At 61.3% G+C, this 20,676-nt stretch carries 16 protein-coding genes; 3 read left to right on the forward strand and 13 right to left on the reverse strand.

Annotation, left to right across the window (positions count from 1 at the left end):
* Window positions 1-552 precede the first annotated feature (552 nt).
* A complete protein-coding gene (locus ACM110_RS10180; protein WP_416127668.1) occupies window positions 553-2,322 on the reverse strand; it encodes an FAD-dependent oxidoreductase in 1,770 nt (589 codons plus the stop codon).
* Between the two features lie 221 nt (window positions 2,323-2,543).
* On the opposite strand from ACM110_RS10180, the gene ACM110_RS10185 reads away from it, so the two are divergent.
* Together ACM110_RS10185 and ACM110_RS10190 are read left to right on the forward strand one after the other, a co-directional pair.
* Complete coding sequence (locus ACM110_RS10185; protein WP_338583654.1) at window positions 2,544-3,950, forward strand: adenosylmethionine--8-amino-7-oxononanoate transaminase; 1,407 nt, start codon at window positions 2,544-2,546, stop codon at window positions 3,948-3,950.
* Between the two features lie 151 nt (window positions 3,951-4,101).
* On the forward strand, window positions 4,102-4,821 hold the full coding sequence (locus tag ACM110_RS10190; protein ID WP_416127669.1) for a 16S rRNA (uracil(1498)-N(3))-methyltransferase: 720 nt from the start codon (window positions 4,102-4,104) through the stop codon (window positions 4,819-4,821).
* Between the two features lie 78 nt (window positions 4,822-4,899).
* Here ACM110_RS10190 and trhA read toward each other — a convergent pair whose 3' ends face one another.
* On the reverse strand, window positions 4,900-5,517 hold the full coding sequence (gene trhA / locus ACM110_RS10195; protein WP_416127670.1) for a PAQR family membrane homeostasis protein TrhA: 618 nt from the start codon (window positions 5,515-5,517) through the stop codon (window positions 4,900-4,902).
* A 249-nt stretch (window positions 5,518-5,766) separates the two neighbouring features.
* On the opposite strand from trhA, the gene ACM110_RS10200 reads away from it, so the two are divergent.
* Window positions 5,767-6,681 (forward strand): LysR substrate-binding domain-containing protein, encoded by a 915-nt coding sequence (locus ACM110_RS10200; protein ID WP_416127671.1) that lies wholly within the window; start codon window positions 5,767-5,769, stop codon window positions 6,679-6,681.
* Window positions 6,682-6,783: 102 nt separating this feature from the next.
* Here ACM110_RS10200 and madM read toward each other — a convergent pair whose 3' ends face one another.
* From madM to ACM110_RS10255, 11 genes are all read right to left on the reverse strand, one after another.
* Window positions 6,784-7,548: a malonate transporter subunit MadM gene (gene madM / locus ACM110_RS10205; protein ID WP_416127672.1), complete on the reverse strand. Its 765-nt coding sequence runs from the start codon at window positions 7,546-7,548 to the stop codon at window positions 6,784-6,786.
* A 5-nt stretch (window positions 7,549-7,553) separates the two neighbouring features.
* Window positions 7,554-7,946 carry a malonate transporter subunit MadL gene (gene madL / locus ACM110_RS10210; RefSeq protein WP_338583659.1) on the reverse strand — a complete coding sequence of 131 codons (393 nt, stop codon included), beginning with the start codon at window positions 7,944-7,946 and terminating at the stop codon, window positions 7,554-7,556.
* A gap of 64 nt (window positions 7,947-8,010) precedes the next feature.
* Window positions 8,011-8,922 carry a malonate decarboxylase subunit epsilon gene (mdcH, locus tag ACM110_RS10215; RefSeq protein ID WP_416127673.1) on the reverse strand — a complete coding sequence of 304 codons (912 nt, stop codon included), beginning with the start codon at window positions 8,920-8,922 and terminating at the stop codon, window positions 8,011-8,013.
* A complete protein-coding gene (locus ACM110_RS10220) occupies window positions 8,919-9,539 on the reverse strand; it encodes a malonate decarboxylase holo-ACP synthase (protein WP_416127674.1) in 621 nt (206 codons plus the stop codon). The genes mdcH and ACM110_RS10220 overlap by 4 nt, the downstream gene beginning before the upstream one ends.
* Entirely contained in the window at window positions 9,533-10,336 is an 804-nt protein-coding gene (gene mdcE / locus ACM110_RS10225; protein WP_416127675.1) for a biotin-independent malonate decarboxylase subunit gamma, read from the reverse strand. The genes ACM110_RS10220 and mdcE overlap by 7 nt, the downstream gene beginning before the upstream one ends.
* Window positions 10,333-11,184, reverse strand: a complete 852-nt coding sequence (locus ACM110_RS10230) for a biotin-independent malonate decarboxylase subunit beta (protein ID WP_416127676.1) — start codon at window positions 11,182-11,184, stop codon at window positions 10,333-10,335. Before ACM110_RS10230 ends, mdcE begins: the two co-directional genes overlap by 4 nt.
* The gene (locus ACM110_RS10235; RefSeq protein ID WP_416127677.1) at window positions 11,177-11,476 is read right to left on the reverse strand and encodes a malonate decarboxylase subunit delta; all 300 of its coding nucleotides are present in this window, start codon (window positions 11,474-11,476) and stop codon (window positions 11,177-11,179) included. Before ACM110_RS10235 ends, ACM110_RS10230 begins: the two co-directional genes overlap by 8 nt.
* A complete protein-coding gene (locus ACM110_RS10240; protein ID WP_416127678.1) occupies window positions 11,476-12,351 on the reverse strand; it encodes a triphosphoribosyl-dephospho-CoA synthase in 876 nt (291 codons plus the stop codon). The genes ACM110_RS10235 and ACM110_RS10240 overlap by 1 nt, the downstream gene beginning before the upstream one ends.
* Window positions 12,351-14,021: a malonate decarboxylase subunit alpha gene (gene mdcA, locus ACM110_RS10245; protein WP_416127679.1), complete on the reverse strand. Its 1,671-nt coding sequence runs from the start codon at window positions 14,019-14,021 to the stop codon at window positions 12,351-12,353. The genes ACM110_RS10240 and mdcA overlap by 1 nt, the downstream gene beginning before the upstream one ends.
* Window positions 14,022-14,256: 235 nt before the next feature.
* Window positions 14,257-14,727, reverse strand: coding sequence for a chemotaxis protein CheW (locus tag ACM110_RS10250; protein ID WP_416127680.1), 471 nt, complete (start codon window positions 14,725-14,727; stop codon window positions 14,257-14,259).
* Window positions 14,720-20,638: an Hpt domain-containing protein gene (locus tag ACM110_RS10255; RefSeq protein WP_416127681.1), complete on the reverse strand. Its 5,919-nt coding sequence runs from the start codon at window positions 20,636-20,638 to the stop codon at window positions 14,720-14,722. Before ACM110_RS10255 ends, ACM110_RS10250 begins: the two co-directional genes overlap by 8 nt.
* Between the last annotated feature and the right edge of the window lie 38 nt (window positions 20,639-20,676).

Raw genomic sequence — 20,676 nt, forward strand, 5'->3', positions numbered from 1 at the left:
AAGCAAGCGAGTTAAGGAAAGATTAAAGTCGAAATTGTGAAAAAAAGTGAATACAAACCAGAGAACACCTGTATCAAAAGGTTTATTCGATGGCTATCTCCGATTTTTCTCCAGGCAAAAAAAGCGCGGCTTTTGAGCCGCGCATTTTTTGCCTGAACTTTACGGAGACATGGACTCAACGGTCTCGCCCTTCCTAGTTGTGGTACACGGGAGGGGGCTGTAAACAGTCAGGACTGTAAGGATCCATATCGCATTTAAATGCCAGTTCTTGGCGGTATCTCCGGCTGTACTCCTCGGTAAATAGCTCGGCATTTGCACAACCGGAAAGGGCTATCAATAGGATGATCAATGTCAGTTCTTTCATATGCTCTCCAGTTTCTGAAGAGCATAGAGTTCAAGATCAAACGCGACCCATCATTCCCTTCTGATTCGCTTGTGGGAAGTCTCTGATGTACCGCTGAGGCGTGTAGGACTGGCAGACAACGCCGAGATATCTCATTTTGATGACAAAAAAAGCGCGACCCTTGGGCCGCGCTTTTCTACATCTGACCGTTACTGAGCCTTGCTCTCAGTAGTCGCCGCCGGTTTGGCTGCTGGCTTCTTCGCCGGTTCAGCCTTCTTGACCGGAGCCTTGGCCGGGGCTTTTTTGGCCTCGGTTTTGGCTGCCGGTTTCGCCGGGGTCTTGGCTGGAGCTTTCTTCGCAGGCTCGGCTTTCACTGGCGTCGCAGGCTTCGGCGCTTCAACCGGCGCCGGAGCAGCGGCCGGGGCTGGCGTCGGAGCAGGTGCAGGGGCCGGTGCTACCGGCTCAGGCGTCTTGGCTGGCTCTGGCTTCTTCTCGTCATCCGAGCCGCCGAACAGGTTCGTGAAGAAGTTGCCCTTCTTCGCCGCCGCCGCGCCCGCGCCTGCCGCTGCAGCCGCCGCCACCGGGGCCACTTTTTCCGGCTCGAACGACTTGCCCGCCGCCAGATCTTCAACCTGACTGGCCGCACGCTGACCGGTACGCAATGCGCCTTCCAGAGTGCCCGGGTACAAGGTGTCAGTGTGTTCGCCGGCAAAGGCTACGCGCTGAATCGGACGTTCCCACAAGCGCCAGAACTTGCTGATCTGGCCCGGGCCGAAGGCCAGGTACGCGCCGCCCATCGATGGGTCGGTGCTATAGCGACGGATTTCATAACCGGTGAACGAACCGCGCGCCTGTGGATAAAACGCATGCAGGCGAATCAACACCTGATCGACCATCTGCTTGTCGCCGAACGCCTGCATCACGCGGGCGTTGTCGCCGGACAGGTTGATCACCACGTTGGCGCCACCCTTCAGGGCTGGCTCGATCCACAACATGCCAAGGCCGGCGTTGCTGAAGATCTCGCCGGACATGCGCGCCTTAGGCTCCCATACCGGGGTCTTGAACTTCAGCATGATCTGGTCGCGCCAACCGTAGTTGGTGCCCTTGATCGCAGCCAGGTGCTGCGCGTCCAGCGCCGGGGTCATCTGGATCTTGTTCAGGGCGCGCAATGGCACAGCCAGTACTACGTAGTCAGCCTGATAGCCGACGCTGCCGACTTTGACGGTAACGCTGTCCTTGTCCTGGATGATCGCCGAGACCGGCGAGCTGGTCTTGATGGTTTTCAGCTGTTTGACGAAGGCCTGGGCCAGCACCGGGCTGCCACCGACCAGACGCGAAGCCCGCAGGTCACGGTCGGAAACACCACGGTAGACGCGGCTCTGCTGAGCGAAGTACAGCAGCGAGATGCGCGAAGGTTCGTCATAACGGGTGCGAATCTGCTGGTTCACCAGCTGACGGGCGGTGGCGGGCAGATTCAGGCGATCCAGCCAGTTGGACACGTTGATCTGGTCCAGCGCATGCAGCGTGCTGTTGGCGGCCGGGTTCAGCGGGTCGTCAATCGAGCGCGCGAGATCGTCCAGGGTCTTTTCGTAGCGCTTGAGCGCTTCGGCAGTGGCCGGTTGCTTGGTCGTCAGGTCAGCGGCGGAAAAATACTCGCCATCGATCAGATAACTTGGGGTGCGCACGAACTCAGGGGCTGGCGTGGTGCTCAACTTGAAGGTCGATACGTACTTGTTCAGCACTGGTTGGGTCTTGTCGTTGCCGATCCACTCGCTGGTGGCCATGCCGGAGCGACCGCCCAGGCTCGGTTTGGCTTCCAGCAGCGTGACCTGCCAGCCCTTGTTCTGCAGCTCATACGCCGCCGTGAGGCCCGAGACCCCGCCGCCGATCACGATCGCGGTTTTATCCTTGGCCAGCGCAGACACGCTGAACAGCCCCAACATCACCAGCGCACAGGCGCGCAGCCAACCGACAGACATTCAGCGAACTCCGGAAATACACGAAAAAATAGCGGTTTTGCGAGCCAGACAGCTCAAGAACCGCGAAGGATACGTCAGCCTTCAAACGCCCGCCAGCAGCGTCTATCGGCCTATACAAAGTAGCTCAATCGACACAATGGGTTGTCCCCGCGCGATGCATTGCATAGGCTTGCGCGATTGTTTGTTCGCGCCTGCCGCGGACCGCCTCGAGGAGAGAGAAAATGGGCCTGAATAATCAGTGGATGCAACGCGACCTCGCGGTGCTGTGGCATCCCTGCACCCAGATGAAAGATCACGAACAACTGCCGCTGATCCCGATCAAGCGTGGTGAAGGCGTCTGGCTCGAAGATTTCGAAGGCAAACGCTACCTCGATGCGGTCAGTTCCTGGTGGGTCAACGTGTTCGGCCACGCCAACCCGCGGATCAACCAGCGCATCAAGGATCAGGTCGATCAGCTCGAGCACGTGATCCTCGCCGGTTTCAGCCATCAGCCGGTGATCGAACTGTCCGAGCGTCTGGTGAAGATGACGCCAGAAGGCCTGACCCGGTGCTTCTACGCCGATAACGGTTCGTCCTGCATCGAAGTCGCGCTGAAAATGAGCTTTCACTACTGGCTCAATCGCGGCCAGCCGAACAAAAAGCGTTTTGTCACCCTGACCAACAGCTACCACGGTGAAACCATGGCGGCGATGTCGGTGGGCGACGTGCCGCTGTTCACCGAAACCTACAAAGCGCTGTTGATGGACACCATCAAAGTGCCGAGCCCGGATTGCTACATGCGTCCCGAGGGCATGAGCTGGGAAGAACACTCGCGCAACATGTTCGCCGCAATGGAACAGGCGTTGGCCGAGAACCATGACAGTGTTGCCGCCGTCATTGTCGAGCCGCTGATCCAGGGCGCCGGCGGCATGCGCATGTATCACCCGGTGTACCTCAAGCTGCTGCGTGAAGCCTGCGACCGTTATGGCGTGCACCTGATCCACGACGAAATCGCCGTCGGCTTCGGCCGCACCGGGACGATGTTCGCCTGCGAACAGGCTGGCATCCGCCCGGACTTCCTGTGCCTGTCCAAGGCCCTGACCGGCGGCTACCTGCCGCTGGCGGCATGCATCACCACCGATGAGGTCTACAGCGCGTTCTACGACGACTATCCGACCTTGCGCGCGTTCTTGCATTCGCACAGCTACACCGGCAACCCGTTGGCCTGCGCGGCGGCGTTGGCGACGCTGGATATCTTCGAAGAAGACAACGTCATCGAGAACAACAAGGCCTTGGCCCAACGCATGGCCTCGTCGACCGCGCATCTGGTCGATCACCCGAACGTTTCCGAAGTGCGCCAGACCGGCATGGTGCTGGCCATCGAGATGGTCAAGGACAAGGCGACTAAAGAAGCGTATCCGTGGCAGGAACGCCGCGGCCTCAAGGTGTTCCAGCATGCGCTGGAACGTGGTGCTTTACTGCGTCCATTGGGCAGCGTGGTGTATTTCCTGCCGCCGTATGTGATTACGCCGGAGCAGATCGACTTCCTGGCCGAAGTGGCGAGTGAAGGCATCGACATCGCCACGCGTGATAGCGTCAGCGTGGCAGTGCCGAAGGATTTCCATCCGGGGTTCCGTGATCCGGGTTGATTGTATTTATCCATCATTTGTGGTGCCTGGACTGCCGCTTTCGCGAGCAAGCCCGCTCCCACATTGGAATGCATTTCCCAGTGGGAGCGGGCTTGCTCGCGAATGAAGTCGACACCGATTCAACTGATTCACATCTTTCCAGAGAACCAAAATGAGACTGTCCCGCTTCTTCATCGACGCCCCCCTGAGCACCGGCGAGCACGAATTGCCCGAGGCCCAGGCCCATTACATCGGTCGCGTACTGCGCATGGCCGAGGGCGATGCGTTGCAACTGTTCGACGGTTCCGGCCACGAGTTTCGCGGCACGCTGGTGGAAGTCGGCAAGAAACGCGTGGTGGTGCAGATCGATGAGCAATTCGCCGGTCAGATCGAATCGCCGTTGCCGATCCACCTCGGTCAGGGCCTGTCCCGGGGCGAGCGCATGGACTGGGCGATTCAGAAAGCCACCGAACTGGGCGTCAGCGAAATCACGCCGATTTTCAGCGAGCGCTGCGAAGTGCGATTGAAAGACGAGCGCGCCGACAAACGCCTGCTGCACTGGCGTCAGGTGGCGATCAGCGCGTGCGAGCAGTGTGGTCGTTCAAGGGTGCCGGTGATTCATCCGCCGATGCTGTTGGCTGATTGGTTGAAACAGACTGAAGCTGAATTGAAGCTGGTACTGCATCCGGTCGCCGAGCCGTTGGTGAGCCATGCCAAGCCTGCGACGCTGGCGTTCCTGATCGGCCCCGAAGGCGGGTTGTCCGACGCCGAAGTCGAACAAGCCAAGGCCAACGGTTTTCATGCCGCCCGCCTCGGTCCGCGGGTGTTGCGTACCGAGACCGCACCGGTGGTGGCATTGGCGGTGGCCCAGCAGCTTTGGGGGGATTTCTAGATTCTAAAAGATCGCAGCCTTCGGCAGCTCCTACACAGATTTCTGTAGGAGCTGCCGAAGGCTGCGATCTCTTGATCTTCACAACACATAAAAAAATATCGCCACAAAGTGCAGCAAGCTCCCGGCGATCACAAACAGATGCCAGATGCCGTGGGCATGCCGCAACCGATGATCCAGGGCAAAAAAGATAATGCCCGCTGTGTACAACACGCCGCCCGACGCCAGCCAGGCGAACCCGGCGCCCCCCAGCGCCGCCAGCAATGGCTTGACCGCCACCAGCACGATCCAGCCCATCACCGCATAAATCACGATCGACAGGATGCGCGCTTCCGAACGCGGCTTGATCTCTTGCAGAATGCCGATCAGCGCCAGCCCCCAGACAATCCCGAACAGCGTCCAGCCCCATGGTCCGCGCAAGGTCACCAGGCAAAACGGCGTGTAGCTGCCCGCGATCAACAGGTAGATAGAGAAGTGATCGACCTTCTGCATGATCGCTTTCTTGCGCCCGCGCACACTGTGGTAAACGGTCGATGCGCTGTAGAGCGACATCAAGGTAAACCCGTAGATCGCCACGCTGACGATCTTCCACGGACTGCCGTCCATGCTGGCGATCACCAGCATCCACACCACACCGACCGTCGCCGCCACCGCCCCGACCAAATGCGTCCAGGCGTTCAATCTTTCCCCGTGATACATCGGTTGCTTTCCTCGAAAATCGCTACCACAACACACAAGGCTCAGGTCTGAAGCTTAAAAGCGCAATATTTCTGTACAACGCGTCCCCTGTAGGAGCTGTCGAGTGAAACGAGGCTGCGATCTTTTGAGGTTGTTTTTCAAAGCACAGATCAAAAGATCGCAGCCTCGTTTCACTCGACAGCTCCTACAAAGCTCCTACAACAACCCGCGTGCGTGCACAATCGGGTCATTCCAAAAAGAGTTCACCCCATGCTGATCGATGAAGAGTTGACCCTGAAAAAACTCGAGGTGTTCCTGGCCTTCATGCGCACCGGCAACCTGGCCCGCGCCGCCGCCGAGTTGCAGACCAGCAACGTTAGCGTACACCGGGCGATCCACTCTCTGGAAAGCGCCTTGCGTTGCCCGCTGTTCAAGCACGAGGGCCGCAACCTGACGCCACTGGAAAGTGCTTTTGTGCTGGAAGAACGAGCGCAGAAGCTGATTCAGGACGTGGTCGAAAGCGTGCGCCTGACCCGCGAGGCTGCCGGGTTTTCCGCGGAACGCTTCAAGTTGGGCTCGCTGTATTCGCTGACTGTGAAGACCGTACCGCAATTGATCATGGGCCTGAAGATCCGTCGCAGCGAGCTCAACATCGATCTGATTCTGGGCTCCAATATCGACCTGCTCTACAAGCTCAAGAACATGGAAGTCGATGCGATCCTGGTGTCGCTGGACGACAGCGTCAACGACCCTGACTGCGAGCAGATTCCCCTGTTCTCCGATGACATTTTCCTCGCCACGCCGGCCGATTCGAAGTTCGCGCAACGATCCGAAGTGGACCTGGCGGAAGTGCGCGATGAAACCTTCATCACCCTGACCCAGGGCTTCGCCACGCACCAGGACGGCAAGCGGGTTTTCGAGCAGGCAGGGTTTGAGCCGAAGGTGGCGATGCAGGTCAACGACATCTTCACCCTGCTGAGCATGGTCAGCTCAGGCGTGGGTTATGCGTTGCTGCCGGGGAGGATTGCGGCGGTGTACGAGAACCGGGTGAAGCTGATCCCGTTGCAGGAAAAGTACCGGTTGCAGCAGCACATCGGCGTGGTGTTTCTGAAAGCCAAGGAGCGCGATCCGAACCTGCTGGCGTTGCTGGCGGAGTGTCGGATGTATGCCAATCGGCAGGCATGAAACCGAGTCGCCTGCATCGCGGGCAAGCCACGCGCCCACAGGTACTGCGCTGTCCCTGTGGGAGTGGCGGTGCGGCGATCCAACTTGCCCGCGATGGCGTCCTTAGCCCAACAACCCACGCATGATCAAAAACAGCAGCGAAGGCCCGAGCAGACAACCCAGCGCGGTATAGAACGCCGCCGTCAGGCACCCATAAGGCACCAGCTTCGGATCAGTTGCCGCCAAGCCACCGGCCACGCCACTGGAAGTGCCCATCAAGCCGCCGAAAATCACTGCACTGCGCGGGTTGTTCAGGCCGATCATCGGTGCCACGAACGGTGTCATCACCATCACCAGAATCGCCTTGATCAGTCCCGCTGCAATCGACAGTGCCATGACTTCTGAGCTGGCACCGATGGCCGCTCCGGTCACCGGGCCGACGATGTAGGTCACGGCGCCTGCGCCGATCGTGGTCAGGCTCACCGCATCGGTGTAACCGAACGCCATCGCCACCGCGACACCGGCGATGAACGAGGTACCCACGCCGACAAACAACGCCAGAACACCGACAAACCCGGCACGCTTGAGCTCATCGACACTCACGCCGAATGCCGTGGCAACGATGGCAAAATCCCGCAGCATCGCGCCGCCCAACAGACCGATCCCGGACAACAATGGAATGTCCACCACGCCCTTCTGGCCACCGGTCAACGCGCCGCCAACATAGGACAGCACCAGCCCAAGCAGAATGGCAATGGCCGAACCGTGCAGACGACCTTTGGTGAACGTGTTGGAGATCCAGTAGGACACCCACATGGTCACGCCGACCACCAAAAAACCACTGATCAGGCCGTAGCCGGTAATCACCTTCATCATCGATTCGTACATGGCGATTACCCCACTGTCTTCGCAGGATTGATCGAAGTCGGCTGTTTGTTGCCGATACGCACCAGCACCGGCACCAGGGCAAAGGCAATCACCACCGCCACGGTCCCCGCCAGGATCGCCATCGGCCCGCCCTTGAGTGCGCCGTATACGTTTTGCTGGGCCGCCATCGCCACGACAATCGGAATGTAGACCGCGCTCCAGAACTCCACGCCCTGCTCGGTCTTGCCTTTGAACCAACCGTTTTTGTTGAGGTAGCTGCCCAGGCCGATCAGCAGCAGCATGGCAATGCCGACGCCGCCGACGTTGGCCGGAACGCCGATCAACTTGCCGAGCAGTTCACCGATGAATATGCCTACCAGGGTACAGAAGGCGAGAAACGCCACACCGTAGATAATCATTGTTGTTGTCCTCAAAGTGCATCGTCGAATGTTGTTTTTGTTGTTCGAAGCCTGAGTCGGTGATTTAGGAGTGGCGGGTTCCCTCCTCACGCATCAGCGCCTGCAGGGTATCGAGTCGCGCACCGTCAAAGGCAATCACGGTGCCTTGCTCGAACACCCGGCGCGCCAGCCCGGTCAGTACCGCACCGGGCGGCAGTTCGATCTGTAGGCGTACGCCACGCTCATAAGCGCTTTGCACGGTGCCGCGCCAATCCACCACGCGGCACATGTTGAAGGCGAGGTCGTCGCGCAGCGCATCGACCTTGATCACCGGCCGCGCGCGACTGCCGCTCAGATAACCGATCTTCGGCGTTTGCAGTGACACCTTGGCGAAGGCTTCGGCGAGGGCTTTCGCAGGCGTTTCCAGCAACGGACAGTGCGACGGCACGCTCACTGCCAGACGCTTGGCCAGCCCTGCCCCACGACTTCTCGCCAGCTCGGCCACTGCCTTCATCGCAACGTCACTACCGGCGATCACCACCTGGTTATCGGCGTTGATGTTGGCCAGATAAACCGGTGTGTCGACGTTGTGAACCTGCGCCAGCAAGCCTTCTACCGTCGCCAGATCGAGACCGATGATCGCGGTCATGCCGTAGCCCTGCGGATACGCCCGTTGCATCAGTTCACCGCGCAGGCTGACCAGATGCAGCGCATCGCTGAAACCCAAGGCACCGGCCACCACCGCTGCCGGATAGGCGCCGATGGAAAGCCCCGCGACGTAATCCGGCGACATCGACAACTGCCGTGAAGCCGCGACACCGGCGATCAGCAAGCAAAGCTGAACCGCCCTTGTCGACCGCAATGCCTCGGCGGAATCCAGTAGCAAAACGTCTTCACTGAGGACATCGCTCGCCTCACTCAGGATTTCCCGAGGCAAACGCTGGAGCATGCCCGGCTGCTGCGCGCCTTGGCCAGGGAACACCAGCAAGCTGCTCACGCTGCTTGCTCCTGCGGGTTCCACGCATCAGTCACCAGACAGGCTTCGATGGCGTTTTTCAGCAACACGCGATTCGACGCACCCGCCCATTCGCGCAAGGCAACGGCGCCAAACGGCGTCTGCAATTGCATGTCCACCACACACGACGCCGTATCGAGCAGCGCCACCAACTCCCGAGCCCGGTCACGCGCCAGAGGTTGTGGCGTGCGCAAAATCAGATCCAGATCACTGCCCTGATGAAGGGCTGCAAACCCGCTGGCCAATTCAAACCCGGCGCTGCCGCTGACACCCCAGACCCAACCGCAGGCATCGAGTGCAGGACGCAATTGCGCCAAGGCTTCGAGGGCCGGCAAGTCGCGGTCAATGTCGACGTGGCAAAGTTGTTCTGGCGTCACTCGACGGCTAATCGAAGCCATCGCCATCGACGTCGCAAAACGCTGCTCACGCAAACGCCCACGCACGCCGACCGCAATCCGATCCGACGCCGACACCGCGCGACGCACCACCACTGGTTGCCCGGCGTTGAGCGATTCGATCGCCCACGCAGGCGCCTCCGCAGGCAACTGCGCCGGGGTCATGCCCCAGAGCAGGTCGTGGGCCAGAAACGTGTTCACCACTGCTCTCTCAGCAATTGGCGGACCTTGCTCGATGCCGCGCGGTTGGTTGCGCCGAGGCGACCGCTGAGATCAGCGCCCTTCTCCGCGACATCGCCCATCGCTTGTGTCAGGCAGTCAGTCACACGCGCCAGATCCACCGAAGTCGGCTGCTCGATCTGCTCCACCGACAAGGTTTCCCAAAGCAAACCAAGGCTGGCATAGCTGTCGATGTCATAGGCCATCGGCGGCACGCTGGCGGCCAGGGTTTCCAGTTCTTCGACACTGCGCAAAGTCACCCGCGCCGCCGATGCCTTGCCCATGGCGTGCACCATCACGCCCGGATCACGCAGGGCGATCAGGCGGTTGGCCTGATAACCGTGAGCGAGAAACGCCCCGGACATTACCTTGCCCACCAGCAGACCGATCACGGCATGCCCGGCCAGACGTGCGCGGGCATAACTGTCCGCCGCGCCGGCCAGCGCCTGATGAATGCCAAGGGCTTCTTCACGACGACCGTAGGCCTGGCTCGGCACGTCTACGATGGCGATCAAGGCGCGTTTCTGCGGTTTGTCTTGATCGGCTGTGATCACTTCATCCACAGCCTTGGCCAGACCCCAACCTTCGAGCAAACCGACTTCGCCATTGCGGGCTCGGACGAAACGGTTGTCAGGATCAGCCACCACGGCGATAAACCGCACAGGCTGCCCGGCCAGGAATCCATCGGCGACTTTCAACGAGGCCGGCAAACCGTCGACCGGTTTGGCATCGGCACTCAAGGCGTTGAACCAGTTCAAGCCTCTGAGGGAATACGAGCTCATGAGCGCTCTCCTTGATACAGGTCGCGAACCACCGACGGTTCAATTTGCGGTTCGGCGTCCAGACGCGCCAGCCGTTGCAGGTACAGGTCAGCCTGACGGCTGCGTTGCTGGGCCGGCAAACCTTGCTTGAGCAACTCACCGACCTGCTGGCGAATTTGCGCAACGTCGTCTTCCGCGTAGCGATCCGCCAGCCCCGTGGCGAAACGCTGCTCGCCACCGGTCAGGCTCCAGATGAACGGACGGTCGCGGGAGTCGTATTCCTCCAACCCGGCTTCCTGCTCGATCACCTGCGGACCGTTCAAGCCAAGGCGCGCTTCCTGGGTTACCACGAGGTAACTGCACAACCCGGCCGCAATCGACATGCCGCCGAAGCAACCAACGCTGCCCGCGACTACGCCAACCACCGGTTGGTACTGGCGCAGGTCGACAATCGCCGCATGGATATCGGCAATCGCCGCCAAACCCAGGTTGGCTTCCTGCAAACGCACGCCACCGGTTTCCAGCAGCAACACGGCGCGGGTCGGAATGCCTTTGCGGTTGTCTTCAGCGGCCAGTTCCAGCGCGCCGGAAATTTTCGCCCCGCCGACTTCACCGAGGCTGCCGCCCTGGAAAGCGCCTTCGATGGCGGCGATTACCACCGGCAATCCGTCGATGCTGCCCTTGGCAATCACCACGCCGTCATCGGCTTGCGGCACGACGCCCTGACGCGACAACCATGGCGACATGACTCGCTGAAACGGATCGATCAATTCACGAAAAGTACCTTCGTCGAGCAAGGCCTTCGCCCGTTGCCGCGCCCCGAGTTCGACGAAACTGTGTTTGTTGAGCAAGGCTGCACTGTCAGTCATGGCCGATCTCCTCGAAGCCTTGTTCCAGACGCAGGCGTACAACGCCGGGCGTGGCGCCGAAATCGTGGATATCGATGTCCATTGCCGCTGGCATCTGACCGTCGAACATCCGCGCAAACAAGTGCTGCCAGCGCTGTTCGCTGCCATTGACCGAGGTCTGCACGGTTATTGTCAGCTTGCCAGCCTGACCCGGCTGGATCAGCACTTCCAGATCGCCCGAGCCGACACAACCCACCAGCGTGCGTCCGCGTGGCGGCTGTCCGGCGGGGAATTCAAAGGATAAGGTTTCCATCAAAAAGCTCCCTGGATAAGGCTGTCGCCCGACTCGACACGGTCGATGAACAGGCAGGCTGCGAGCAGGTCGGCAGCACCACCGGGCGAGGCATTCAATGCGATGAGTTGTTCGTCCAGCTCATGCAGCCGACGACGACCGGCGAGGCTGGCACTGCCGCCTGCGTCGAGCACCGCTTGGGCGCCGATCTGCATGGTCTGCAAGCCTTGCTCGCCTGCGCGGTACAGCACACAGGTGTCGGCCAGATTGGTCATGATCGCCAGCAGCGCATCGAGCCGGGCGTTCTGTTCGCCCTGCCCGTTGGCGCGGCTGCGCTTGAGTTGCGGCAGAGCGCGTTGAGTCACCGCCGGGAAGCCCAGTTGCGCTTCTTCACGGGCACCGCGAGCGCCGTAGCGTTGGGCGACTTGCGCACCGTGGCTGAGCGGACGCGGCGCATAACGATCGTCGAGCAGGGCCAGCCGCGCAGCGCGCAACGTGATTGCACCGGCGCCAGTGGATTCGGGTTGCAACGCGGCAGCGGCGACCAACAGGCCCAATGCCCAAATTGCCCCGCGATGAGTATTGACGCCTTGGGTGGTCGCGAGCATCGCTTGCTCGCCTTCACGACCGATCAGGCCCACGGCTTCGCGCAGCGGCAAACCGATCTCGCCGATGTCGATAGCGGCTTCGGCCATTTCCTTGAAGGTTGGCCAAAGGGAAAGTGCAGAAGCGTGCATCAGCCCCAAGTGCAAATCGGTATGGGCGCCATTGCCGCGACGGTCGACAAGCGCCGGTTTCGGCGACAAGTCCGCTTCGTCGATCAGCGCGTCCACCGCCATATCCGCCAGCCGCTCGGCGAGGGTCAGGGTTTTCGGTTGCAGGTTGAATGCGTGCATTACCAGCTCCTGAATTTGGCGGGCGGGTTGTAGAGGCCACCGGACCACTCGACCAGATCGGCCACGCTTTTGGCGGCGAGCAGTTCGCGGGTGGCGTCGGTGCGACGGATACCGAGGTCTTCGGGCAAGGCGATCAGGCCTTCGCGGCGCATGCGTGCGGTGTCTTTCGGGTTGTGGCGCAGGCCGATAGCAGTCACGCCTGCGACGGCAGCGATCATTGCCTGACGCTCCTCCAGCGAACGCGCCTTGTACAGATAGGCAATGCCTTCTTCGGTCAGCAGGTGGGTGACGTCGTCGCCGTAGACCATGATCGGCGCCAGCGGCATGCCGCTTTTTTTCGCCACTTCGATGGCATCGAGGGTTTCGACGAAGGTCGGTTTGCCGCCCTCCTGGAAGGTCTCGACCATTTGCACCACGAGTTTCTTGCCGCGCTCGAGCATCGGTTCGGCGACGTCGGTGTGGCGCATGTCGAGCCAGGCCGGTGTGCCGTGGCGACGGCCGCGTGGGTCGTGGCCCATGTTCGGCGCCCCGCCGAAACCGGCCAGACGACCACGGGTCACGGTGGAAGAATGGCCGTCGCCATCGACTTGCAGAGTGGCGCCGATGAACAGGTCCACCGCGTATTGCCCGGCCAATTGGCTGAACATCCGGTTGGAACGCAGGGAGCCATCGCGCCCGGTAAAGAACACATCGGGGCGGGCGGCGATGTAGTTCTCCATGCCCAGTTCGGTGCCGAAGCAATGCACGCTTTCGACCCAGCCGCTTTCGATCGCCGGGATCAGGGTCGGGTGCGGATTGAGCGTCCAGTTGCGGCAGATTTTGCCTTTGAGGCCGAGGGATTCACCGTAAGTGGGCAGGATCAGTTCAATCGCGGCAGTGTTGAAACCGATGCCGTGATTGAGCGACTGCACGTTGTGTTTTTCGTAGATTCCGCGAATCGCCATCATCGCCATCAACACGTGCACTGGCTTGATGTGCCGTGGGTCGCGAGTGAACAGCGGCTCGATGTAGAACGGCTTGTCGGCCACCACAACGAAATCCACCCAGGAGGCCGGGATGTCGACGCGTGGCAAGTCGCTGACGTCGTCCACCAATTGGTTGACCTGAACGATGACGATGCCGTCGCTGAACGCCGCTGGTTCGATCAGCGCCGGGGTGTCTTCGGTGCTCGGTCCGGTGTAGATGTTGCCGGCGCGGTCGGCCATGAAACCGGCGGAGAGCACGACGTTGGGAATCAGGTCCACCACCAGCCGCGCATAGAGTTCGATGTAGGTGTGGATCGCGCCGATTTCCAGCAGGCCGTCCTCGAGCAACTGGCTGATACGCAGGCTTTGAGTACCGGCAAAAGAGAAGTCGAGCTTGCGGGCGATCCCGCGTTCGAACAGGTCCAGGTGCTCGGAGCGGCCGACACTGGGCATGATCATGTGCAGGTCGTGGAGTTTGCCCGGATCGGCTTTGGCCAGGGAGCGCGAAAGAAAATCCGCCTGCTTCTGGTTGTTGCCCTCCAGTACCACGCGGTCGCCCGGCAGGATCAACGCCTCAAGCGCCGCGACGATTTTGTCGGTGGGCAACACCACACCGTCAGCCAGACTCGCCACTTGCGCCAGACGCCGCTGCTTTTCGCTGCGCCGCCGCGTCCATCGCGAGTCGGGGGATATTGTTGTTGTCATGACCACTCCACGGGTTCGCTGTCGTGGAGCTACCTTAGGAGCGTTGGATGGGGCGCATCAATCAAGCAGAGTGGTGGATTGTTACGGTCAGAGTAATGGTTGCCTGAACTGACGCCATCGCGGGCAAGCCTTGCTCCTACAGGTCTCATGCCGTTCGCAAAATTGCGTACTCCACAAATCCGTAGGAGCAAGGCTTGCCCGCGATGGGGCCAGTAAAATCACCTCAAACTCGGGATCAAATACCCAACCCTGCGTCCACCAACAACTCCTCCAGCGCCAACAAATCCGGCACCTTCGCCACCTGATCTGCCACCTGCACCGCCGCTGTTTCCAGCGAACACAACGGCACATCGACATAACTCAACTGACTGTCGAGCTTGTACGAACGTGGAATCCCTTGTACCAGCATGGCAATGAACTTCAGTTCAGGCCGACCGCCGAGCGCATTGAGAATGACGATCCGCGCGCGTTCGCCGATGACGATTTTCTGCCCGCACGCCGACTCGAAACTGAGCAGCGGAATCTGCCGGTTGCGCCAGCTGACCCGACCTAGATACCACGGTGGCGTATCCAGATCGAACGCCGCAGGCTGGTAATCGATCAGCTCGGCGATCGCCACGTTGGGCAGGATCAGGTTGCGGTCGGCCAGGGGCAGCACCAGGCCGGTGAGGTTGATGCTGCGCTGATTGATGCGCCGCTCAAGCATGGGTTTTGCTCCACAGGGCGATGCTTTCGAGCAGTACCGATTCCTGGTACGGCTTGCCGAGGTAATCGTTGACGCCGATGGCCATGGCCCGGTCGCGGTGTTTCTGGCCGGTGCGGGAGGTGATCATGATGATCGGCAGGTGCTGCAAGCGCTCATCGTTGCGCACTTGCGTCGCCACTTCGAAGCCGTCCATGCGCGGCATTTCGATGTCCAGCAGCATCACGTCCGGCAGGTGTTCTTCGAGCAGCAGCATGGCGTCGACCCCATCCTTGGCAGTCAGTACGTTCATGCCGTGGCGTTCGAGCAAACGACTGGTGACCTTGCGCACCGTGACCGAGTCGTCGACCACCATCACCAGCAATGGCCGTTGCGGTTCGGCCTCGGTTTCGTGACTCACCGGGCGTTGCGGCACATGGGCCTGCATTGCGCGGATCGGCGCCAGCAAATCGAGAATCAGCACCACCCGGCCATCCCCCAGAATCGTCGCCCCGGACACGCCCTGCACTGCCGCAAATTGCGGGCCGAGGCTCTTGACCACGATCTCTCGGGTGCCGGCCATGGCATCGACTTGCACCGCGATGTGACGCTCGTTGCATTGCACCAGCAGCACTGGCAACGGCAGGCTCTGGCCCAACAGTTTTGGCCGGGGGCTGGTCTTCAGCAACTCGCCCAGGTAGCACAGTTCGTAGCGCTGCCCGGCGTATTCGTAGGTCGGCGGATCGAGGCGGAAATGCCCTTCGAGTTCGTTGGGCAACACGCGAACGATGCCTTCGATGGTGTTCAGCGGAATCGCATACTGATCCTCAAAGCATTGCACCATCAGCGCCCGATTGACCGACACGGTGAACGGCAGACGAATGCGGAAGTGCACGCCCTGCCCCGGCACCGAGTCGATGCTCATGCTGCCACCCAGTTGCCGCACCTCTTCGTGCACCACGTCCATGCCGACGCCGCGACCGGAGATCTGGGTGATTTTCTCGGCAGTGGAAAAGCCCGGTTGCAGGATGAACTGCAACACATCGCGATCGCTGACTTCACTGTTCGGATCGAGCAAACCGCGCTTGATTGCCTTGCGCCGCACGGCGTCCAGCGGCACGCCGGCACCGTCGTCGCGGATGTCGAAAATGATGTCGCCGCCCTCGCGCAACAGGTCGAGGGTGATCCGCCCTTGCGCCGGCTTACCCGCCGCGACCCGCACCTCAGTGGACTCAAGGCCATGGTCCACAGCGTTGCGCAGCATGTGTTCCAGCGGCGCCGCCATGCGTTCGAGCACGTTGCGGTCCATCTCGCCTTCGGCGTTGCCAACGATGAATTCGACGTCCTTGCCCAACTCACCGGCGACCTGACGGACGATGCGCCTCAAGCGCGGCAACATCCGCTCGAACGGCACCATGCGCGTACGCATCAAGCCTTCCTGCAACTCGGTGTTGATGCGGCCCTGCTGTTGCAGCAGGTTTTCCGCGTCCTGATTACGCCGGTCGAGGGTTTCCTTGAGGTCGAGCAAATCGGAGGCGGATTCGAACAAGGCCCGCGACAATTGCTGCAATTGCGAGTGACGGTCCATCTCCAGCGGGTCGAACTCTTCGTAACCCAGGCGCTCGGCATCGACTTGCTGGCGGCTGAGAATCCGACCCTGGGTTTCGGTATCGAGACGGCGCAACTGGTCGCGTATCCGCTCGATGGTGGTTTCCATCTCGTTCAGCGCCACCTGGGCATCGCTGACCTGCTGTTCGATCCGGCCACGGAAGATCGACGTTTCACCGGCCAGGTTGACCAGATCGTCGAGCAGTTCCGCCGAGACCTTGACCATGTCCGCCCCGGCATCCGCTTGCAGCTGCGGCGCCTCGGGTTTTGCCGCTGCGGGCAGTGCCGCCGGTGGCGGTGCTTCGGGTACGGCCGGGTGACTGAAATTCTTGATCGTGTCGATCAATCGATCCGCAGGCGGCAACGGCTCACCGGCGCGGGCCGCGTCGAGCATTTGCGCCAACCGGTCATGGCTGCGTTGCAGCAGTTCAAACAACGCGTCTGTGGGTTTCAGTACACCGGCCGACAAGCCTTCGTAGAGAAATTCCAGCTCATGGGCCAGATCGCCGATGGGCGCAATTTCCACCATCCGTGCACCGCCCTTGAGGGTGTGCAGGTCGCGCAGCAGGGTTTCCACTTCCTGGCGGCTCGAAGGCTCGGCCTGCCAGCGCACCAGCGCCGCACCGGAGCTCTCGATGATGTCGAAACCTTCCTCGAGGAAGATGTCCAGCAGCTCGCTGTCGTGATGCGCCGAATCATTGCTGGCCGCCGGCTCGATCACATCGGCGTGGCCCGCGTGGCCCTGACGGAACGCGCGAATCGCCTCGATCAGCTCGCTCGGGTCGCCCAGCGGCTGGTGGTTCTGCAACTGCTCAAGTAATTGCGCCAACCGGTCATGGCTGTGTTGCAGCAACTGCACGAGCACTTCGCTGTGGCTGTAGCGGCGATCCACCAAACCTTCGTAGAGGCTTTCCAGCTCATGGGCCAAATCACCGACCGGCTCGACCTCGGCCATCCGCGCGCCGCCCTTGAGGGTGTGCAGGTCACGTTGCAAAGACGACAGCGGCGCACCGTTTTGCGGTTCGTTCAACCAGCGCTGCAAGGCCTGGCCGGCGCTTTCGAGGATGTCCACCGCTTCTTCGAGGAAGATCGAGACGATCTCGTCGTCCAGCTCCACGTCGGTCGCGGTCTGTGCCAATTCGGCGGTGGCATCGGACAGTTCACGAATGCTCAGGGTGCGGCTGCCGTCGCTGCGAATCAGGCCCATGGCCGACGGGTCAAGGCTCTGATCGAGCAATCCGTGCAAGGCCTGAATCCGCTCCGGGCGCGGCGTGACTTCCTGGCCGGCGGCCAGTTCGTCGAGCATGTTGACCAGCGCTTCGTGGGCACCTTGCGCCTCGTGGAAAAACGCCTCGCTGACGGCCAGACTGCTTTCTTCCACGGCACCGTAGAGGTCGAGCAAGGCTTCGCAAAGCTCATCCACCGGATGCAGATCGGCCAGGTGCGCGCCTTCGCCGAGGGTGGTCAATTCGTCGAGCAGCGCACTGAGTTCCTGACGCTCGCCGGGGTGTTGCTGCCAACGCTGCAGCAGACTTTCGGCGTCGAGCAGGATGTCCATGCCTTCAGCCAGGAAGTTGTTGATCAGCTGCGGATCACGCTTGATGCGCAAGCCGCTGCTCGGCGTATCCAGAAGGTTTTGCAGACGCTCGGCCAGCATCGCCCGAGCCCGCTCGATCAACGATTGAGCGTGGGGAATTTCCGCCAGCGGATCGGTCCTGAGCTGACGCAAACCGAGCCGGAACAAACCTTCGGCCTCCAGCAGCACTTCGACTTCATCCAGGTCCAGGGCGATCTGGTGGGCCTTGTATTCCCGAGCCAGTTGATCCAGCGGCGTGGCCAGTTCGACAATCGGCAAAACCCCGGCCATCGACGCACTACCCTTGAGGGTGTGCAAGGCACGCAGCAACTCATCACTGGCCTGCAACGGCACATGTTCGGCGGCCTGTTCGAGGAAGCGATTGAGACTGCCCAAATGGGTTTCGGCTTCTTTGCGGAAGATCTCCAGCAACAGCGGATCGAGCGCCGCGACGTCTTGCGTGTCCTCGTCGCAGATCGGCTCTTCACCCTTGGCCAGGGCATGGGCGCGAGCCGCCAATTGGTCGACATCATTGCGCTGGCGCTGGGTATTGGCGGCGTATTCAGCCACCAGTTCCGGCAGCAGGTTCAATACATCGCCGAGCAGTTGCTGCACCGTAGCGCCCGGTTCCACGCTGTTTTCCAGTACGCGGTTGAGCAGGTTCTCCATGGCCCAGGCCAGTTCGCCCAGCACCAGCGCGCGGACCATGCGGCCACTGCCCTTGAGGGTATGGAAGGCACGACGCAATTCACTCAAGGCCGAGCGGTTGTCGGGATTGACCGACCAGCGCGGCAAATACTCGCGAAGAATCTCCAGGACTTCGTCGGTTTCTTCGAGGAACACTTCGCGCAATTCATCGTCCACCGGTTCCTCGCCAACAGGCGGCGGCAACAGGCTGCCCGGTGTATTCAGGGCGGGCGGGTTCAGGGCCGAGACCGGGCTGGCAAGCACATCGGCCAGGGTCTGGACGATGGCGGGAGCGTCCAGTTCCTGGCGTTGCTGCATGATTTGCGCTTCGCTGGGGCTCAACACATCGTCAAGCACCGGCACATGCTGTTCGCTGGGTTTTTCATTAGGGAAGAAGCCGAGCGCGGCCAGGCTTTTTTCCGCCACGTCGAGTAGTTGTTCGCCGGGCGCCTCGGGGTCGTCGCTGAGGCGCTCAAGGTAATACTCGAGGCTGGTGATGACGTCGGCCAGACTGTCGAGTTCCTGCCAGTCGGGCTGGCCGGGGTCGAGCAACAGATGTTCGCGGATGAAGTGATTGCAGGTTTCGATCAGGCTCGCGGCACGGCTCAACGGAATCATCGCCAGCGCGCCACGCACCTGAGTCAGCAAGGCCGGCAGTGCCTGCAAATGCTGACGGTCCCAGTCGGCGTCGATGTAGTCGACGATCATGTCCTTGGCCTGTTGCAGGCAGATGCGTGCTTCCTTGATCACGATCTGATGGATCTGCGTCAGGTCGGTGGTCGGCAGGCGACTGTCTTCCTGGCTCTCGGGCTCGACCGTACCGACCATGCCGGCCAGCGTGGCTTCGACGTAGAGCAAGGCCCCGGCGACATCCATGAGGATCGCGTCATCCGGCGCGCGCTGGCCTTGGGCGAGGCTCAGCACCACCGCCAGTTGATCGATGATGACCTTGCGCGGCTGGCCGAAACCCAGCACCGCCAGGGTGTCGGCGATTTGCCGCAGCGGCGCCAGCAGGCTGTCGAGATCGGAGGTGTGTTGCCGGTCGCTGCGCACGAACAGGTCCAGTCGCTCCTTGACCCGCACCAGCTCTTCGCACAACGCGGCCAACACCGAGCGCATGGCATCGCGGTCAGGACCGGCCAGCCGTGCGCGTTCTTCGTCGACCATCGCGCTGTTGGGCAGCGCATCGTCCAGTCCGTAGCGATCTTTCATGGTCAGCATCTGCCCGGTGGGGTGTTCGGCCTTGGCAATGTAAAACAGCAAACTCTTGAGCAGCTCCGGCGGCGCCGGTTGATTGATGGCGTCCATGCCCTGTTCGAGCAGGCGCTTGAGTTCCTTGTCGGCGTCCTTGAACAGGCTGCGCAAGGCCGGACTGTTGGCGATCGCGCCGCCGCGCATGCCTTCGACCAGCGCCGAAGCGACCTGCCACAACGGGCTCAGCGGCGCGTTGCCGCACAGTCCTTCGAGACGGGTGAAAACCTTGGCCAGATAACCGAGGTGGGTATCGTCATCCTGTTCGCGCAACAAACCAACCAACGCCATCTGCAACATCTGTCGCAACTTGCGCAGCACATTCGGCAGCTCCGCCGGTTCCAGCAACGCGAGGGATTCTGCGTCCAACGGCGGCAGGTCCGGCAATTGCGGGCTGAACAGGCTGGTTTCCGACAACAGGCTTTCACCACGGGCGCTGCGCAGGTCGTTGATCAGCGGCAGCACCACCAGCGGCAAGTCGCGGCGGGCACTTTGTACCCGGTCGAGGTAGATCGGCAGTTGCCCGAGGGCTTGCAGCATCAGGTGCAACGCTTCGTCACGATGGCTGACGCGCCCCTGTTGCAAGGCGCTGACCAGATGTTCCATTTCTTCGGCGAGCAGGGCTGCGCCGTAGAATTCGACCATCTGCAAACTGCCGTGAACCTGATGGATGCACGCCAGGCATTCGCTCAGGGCGTGCGTCGCCTGCGGGTCATCAAGCTGGGTTTCGATCGCGTGATGAGCCTGCTTCAGCGTTTCGGCAATCTCGCCTTTGACCCATTCGAGGGCCACATAGTCGTGCCGATCACCCATAACCACTCCAGTTCCCACTTCAGTCAATGTGCCTACGC

It is taken from the genome of Pseudomonas sp. NFX98 (genome assembly GCF_047784845.1).
Lineage (GTDB): Bacteria > Pseudomonadota > Gammaproteobacteria > Pseudomonadales > Pseudomonadaceae > Aquipseudomonas.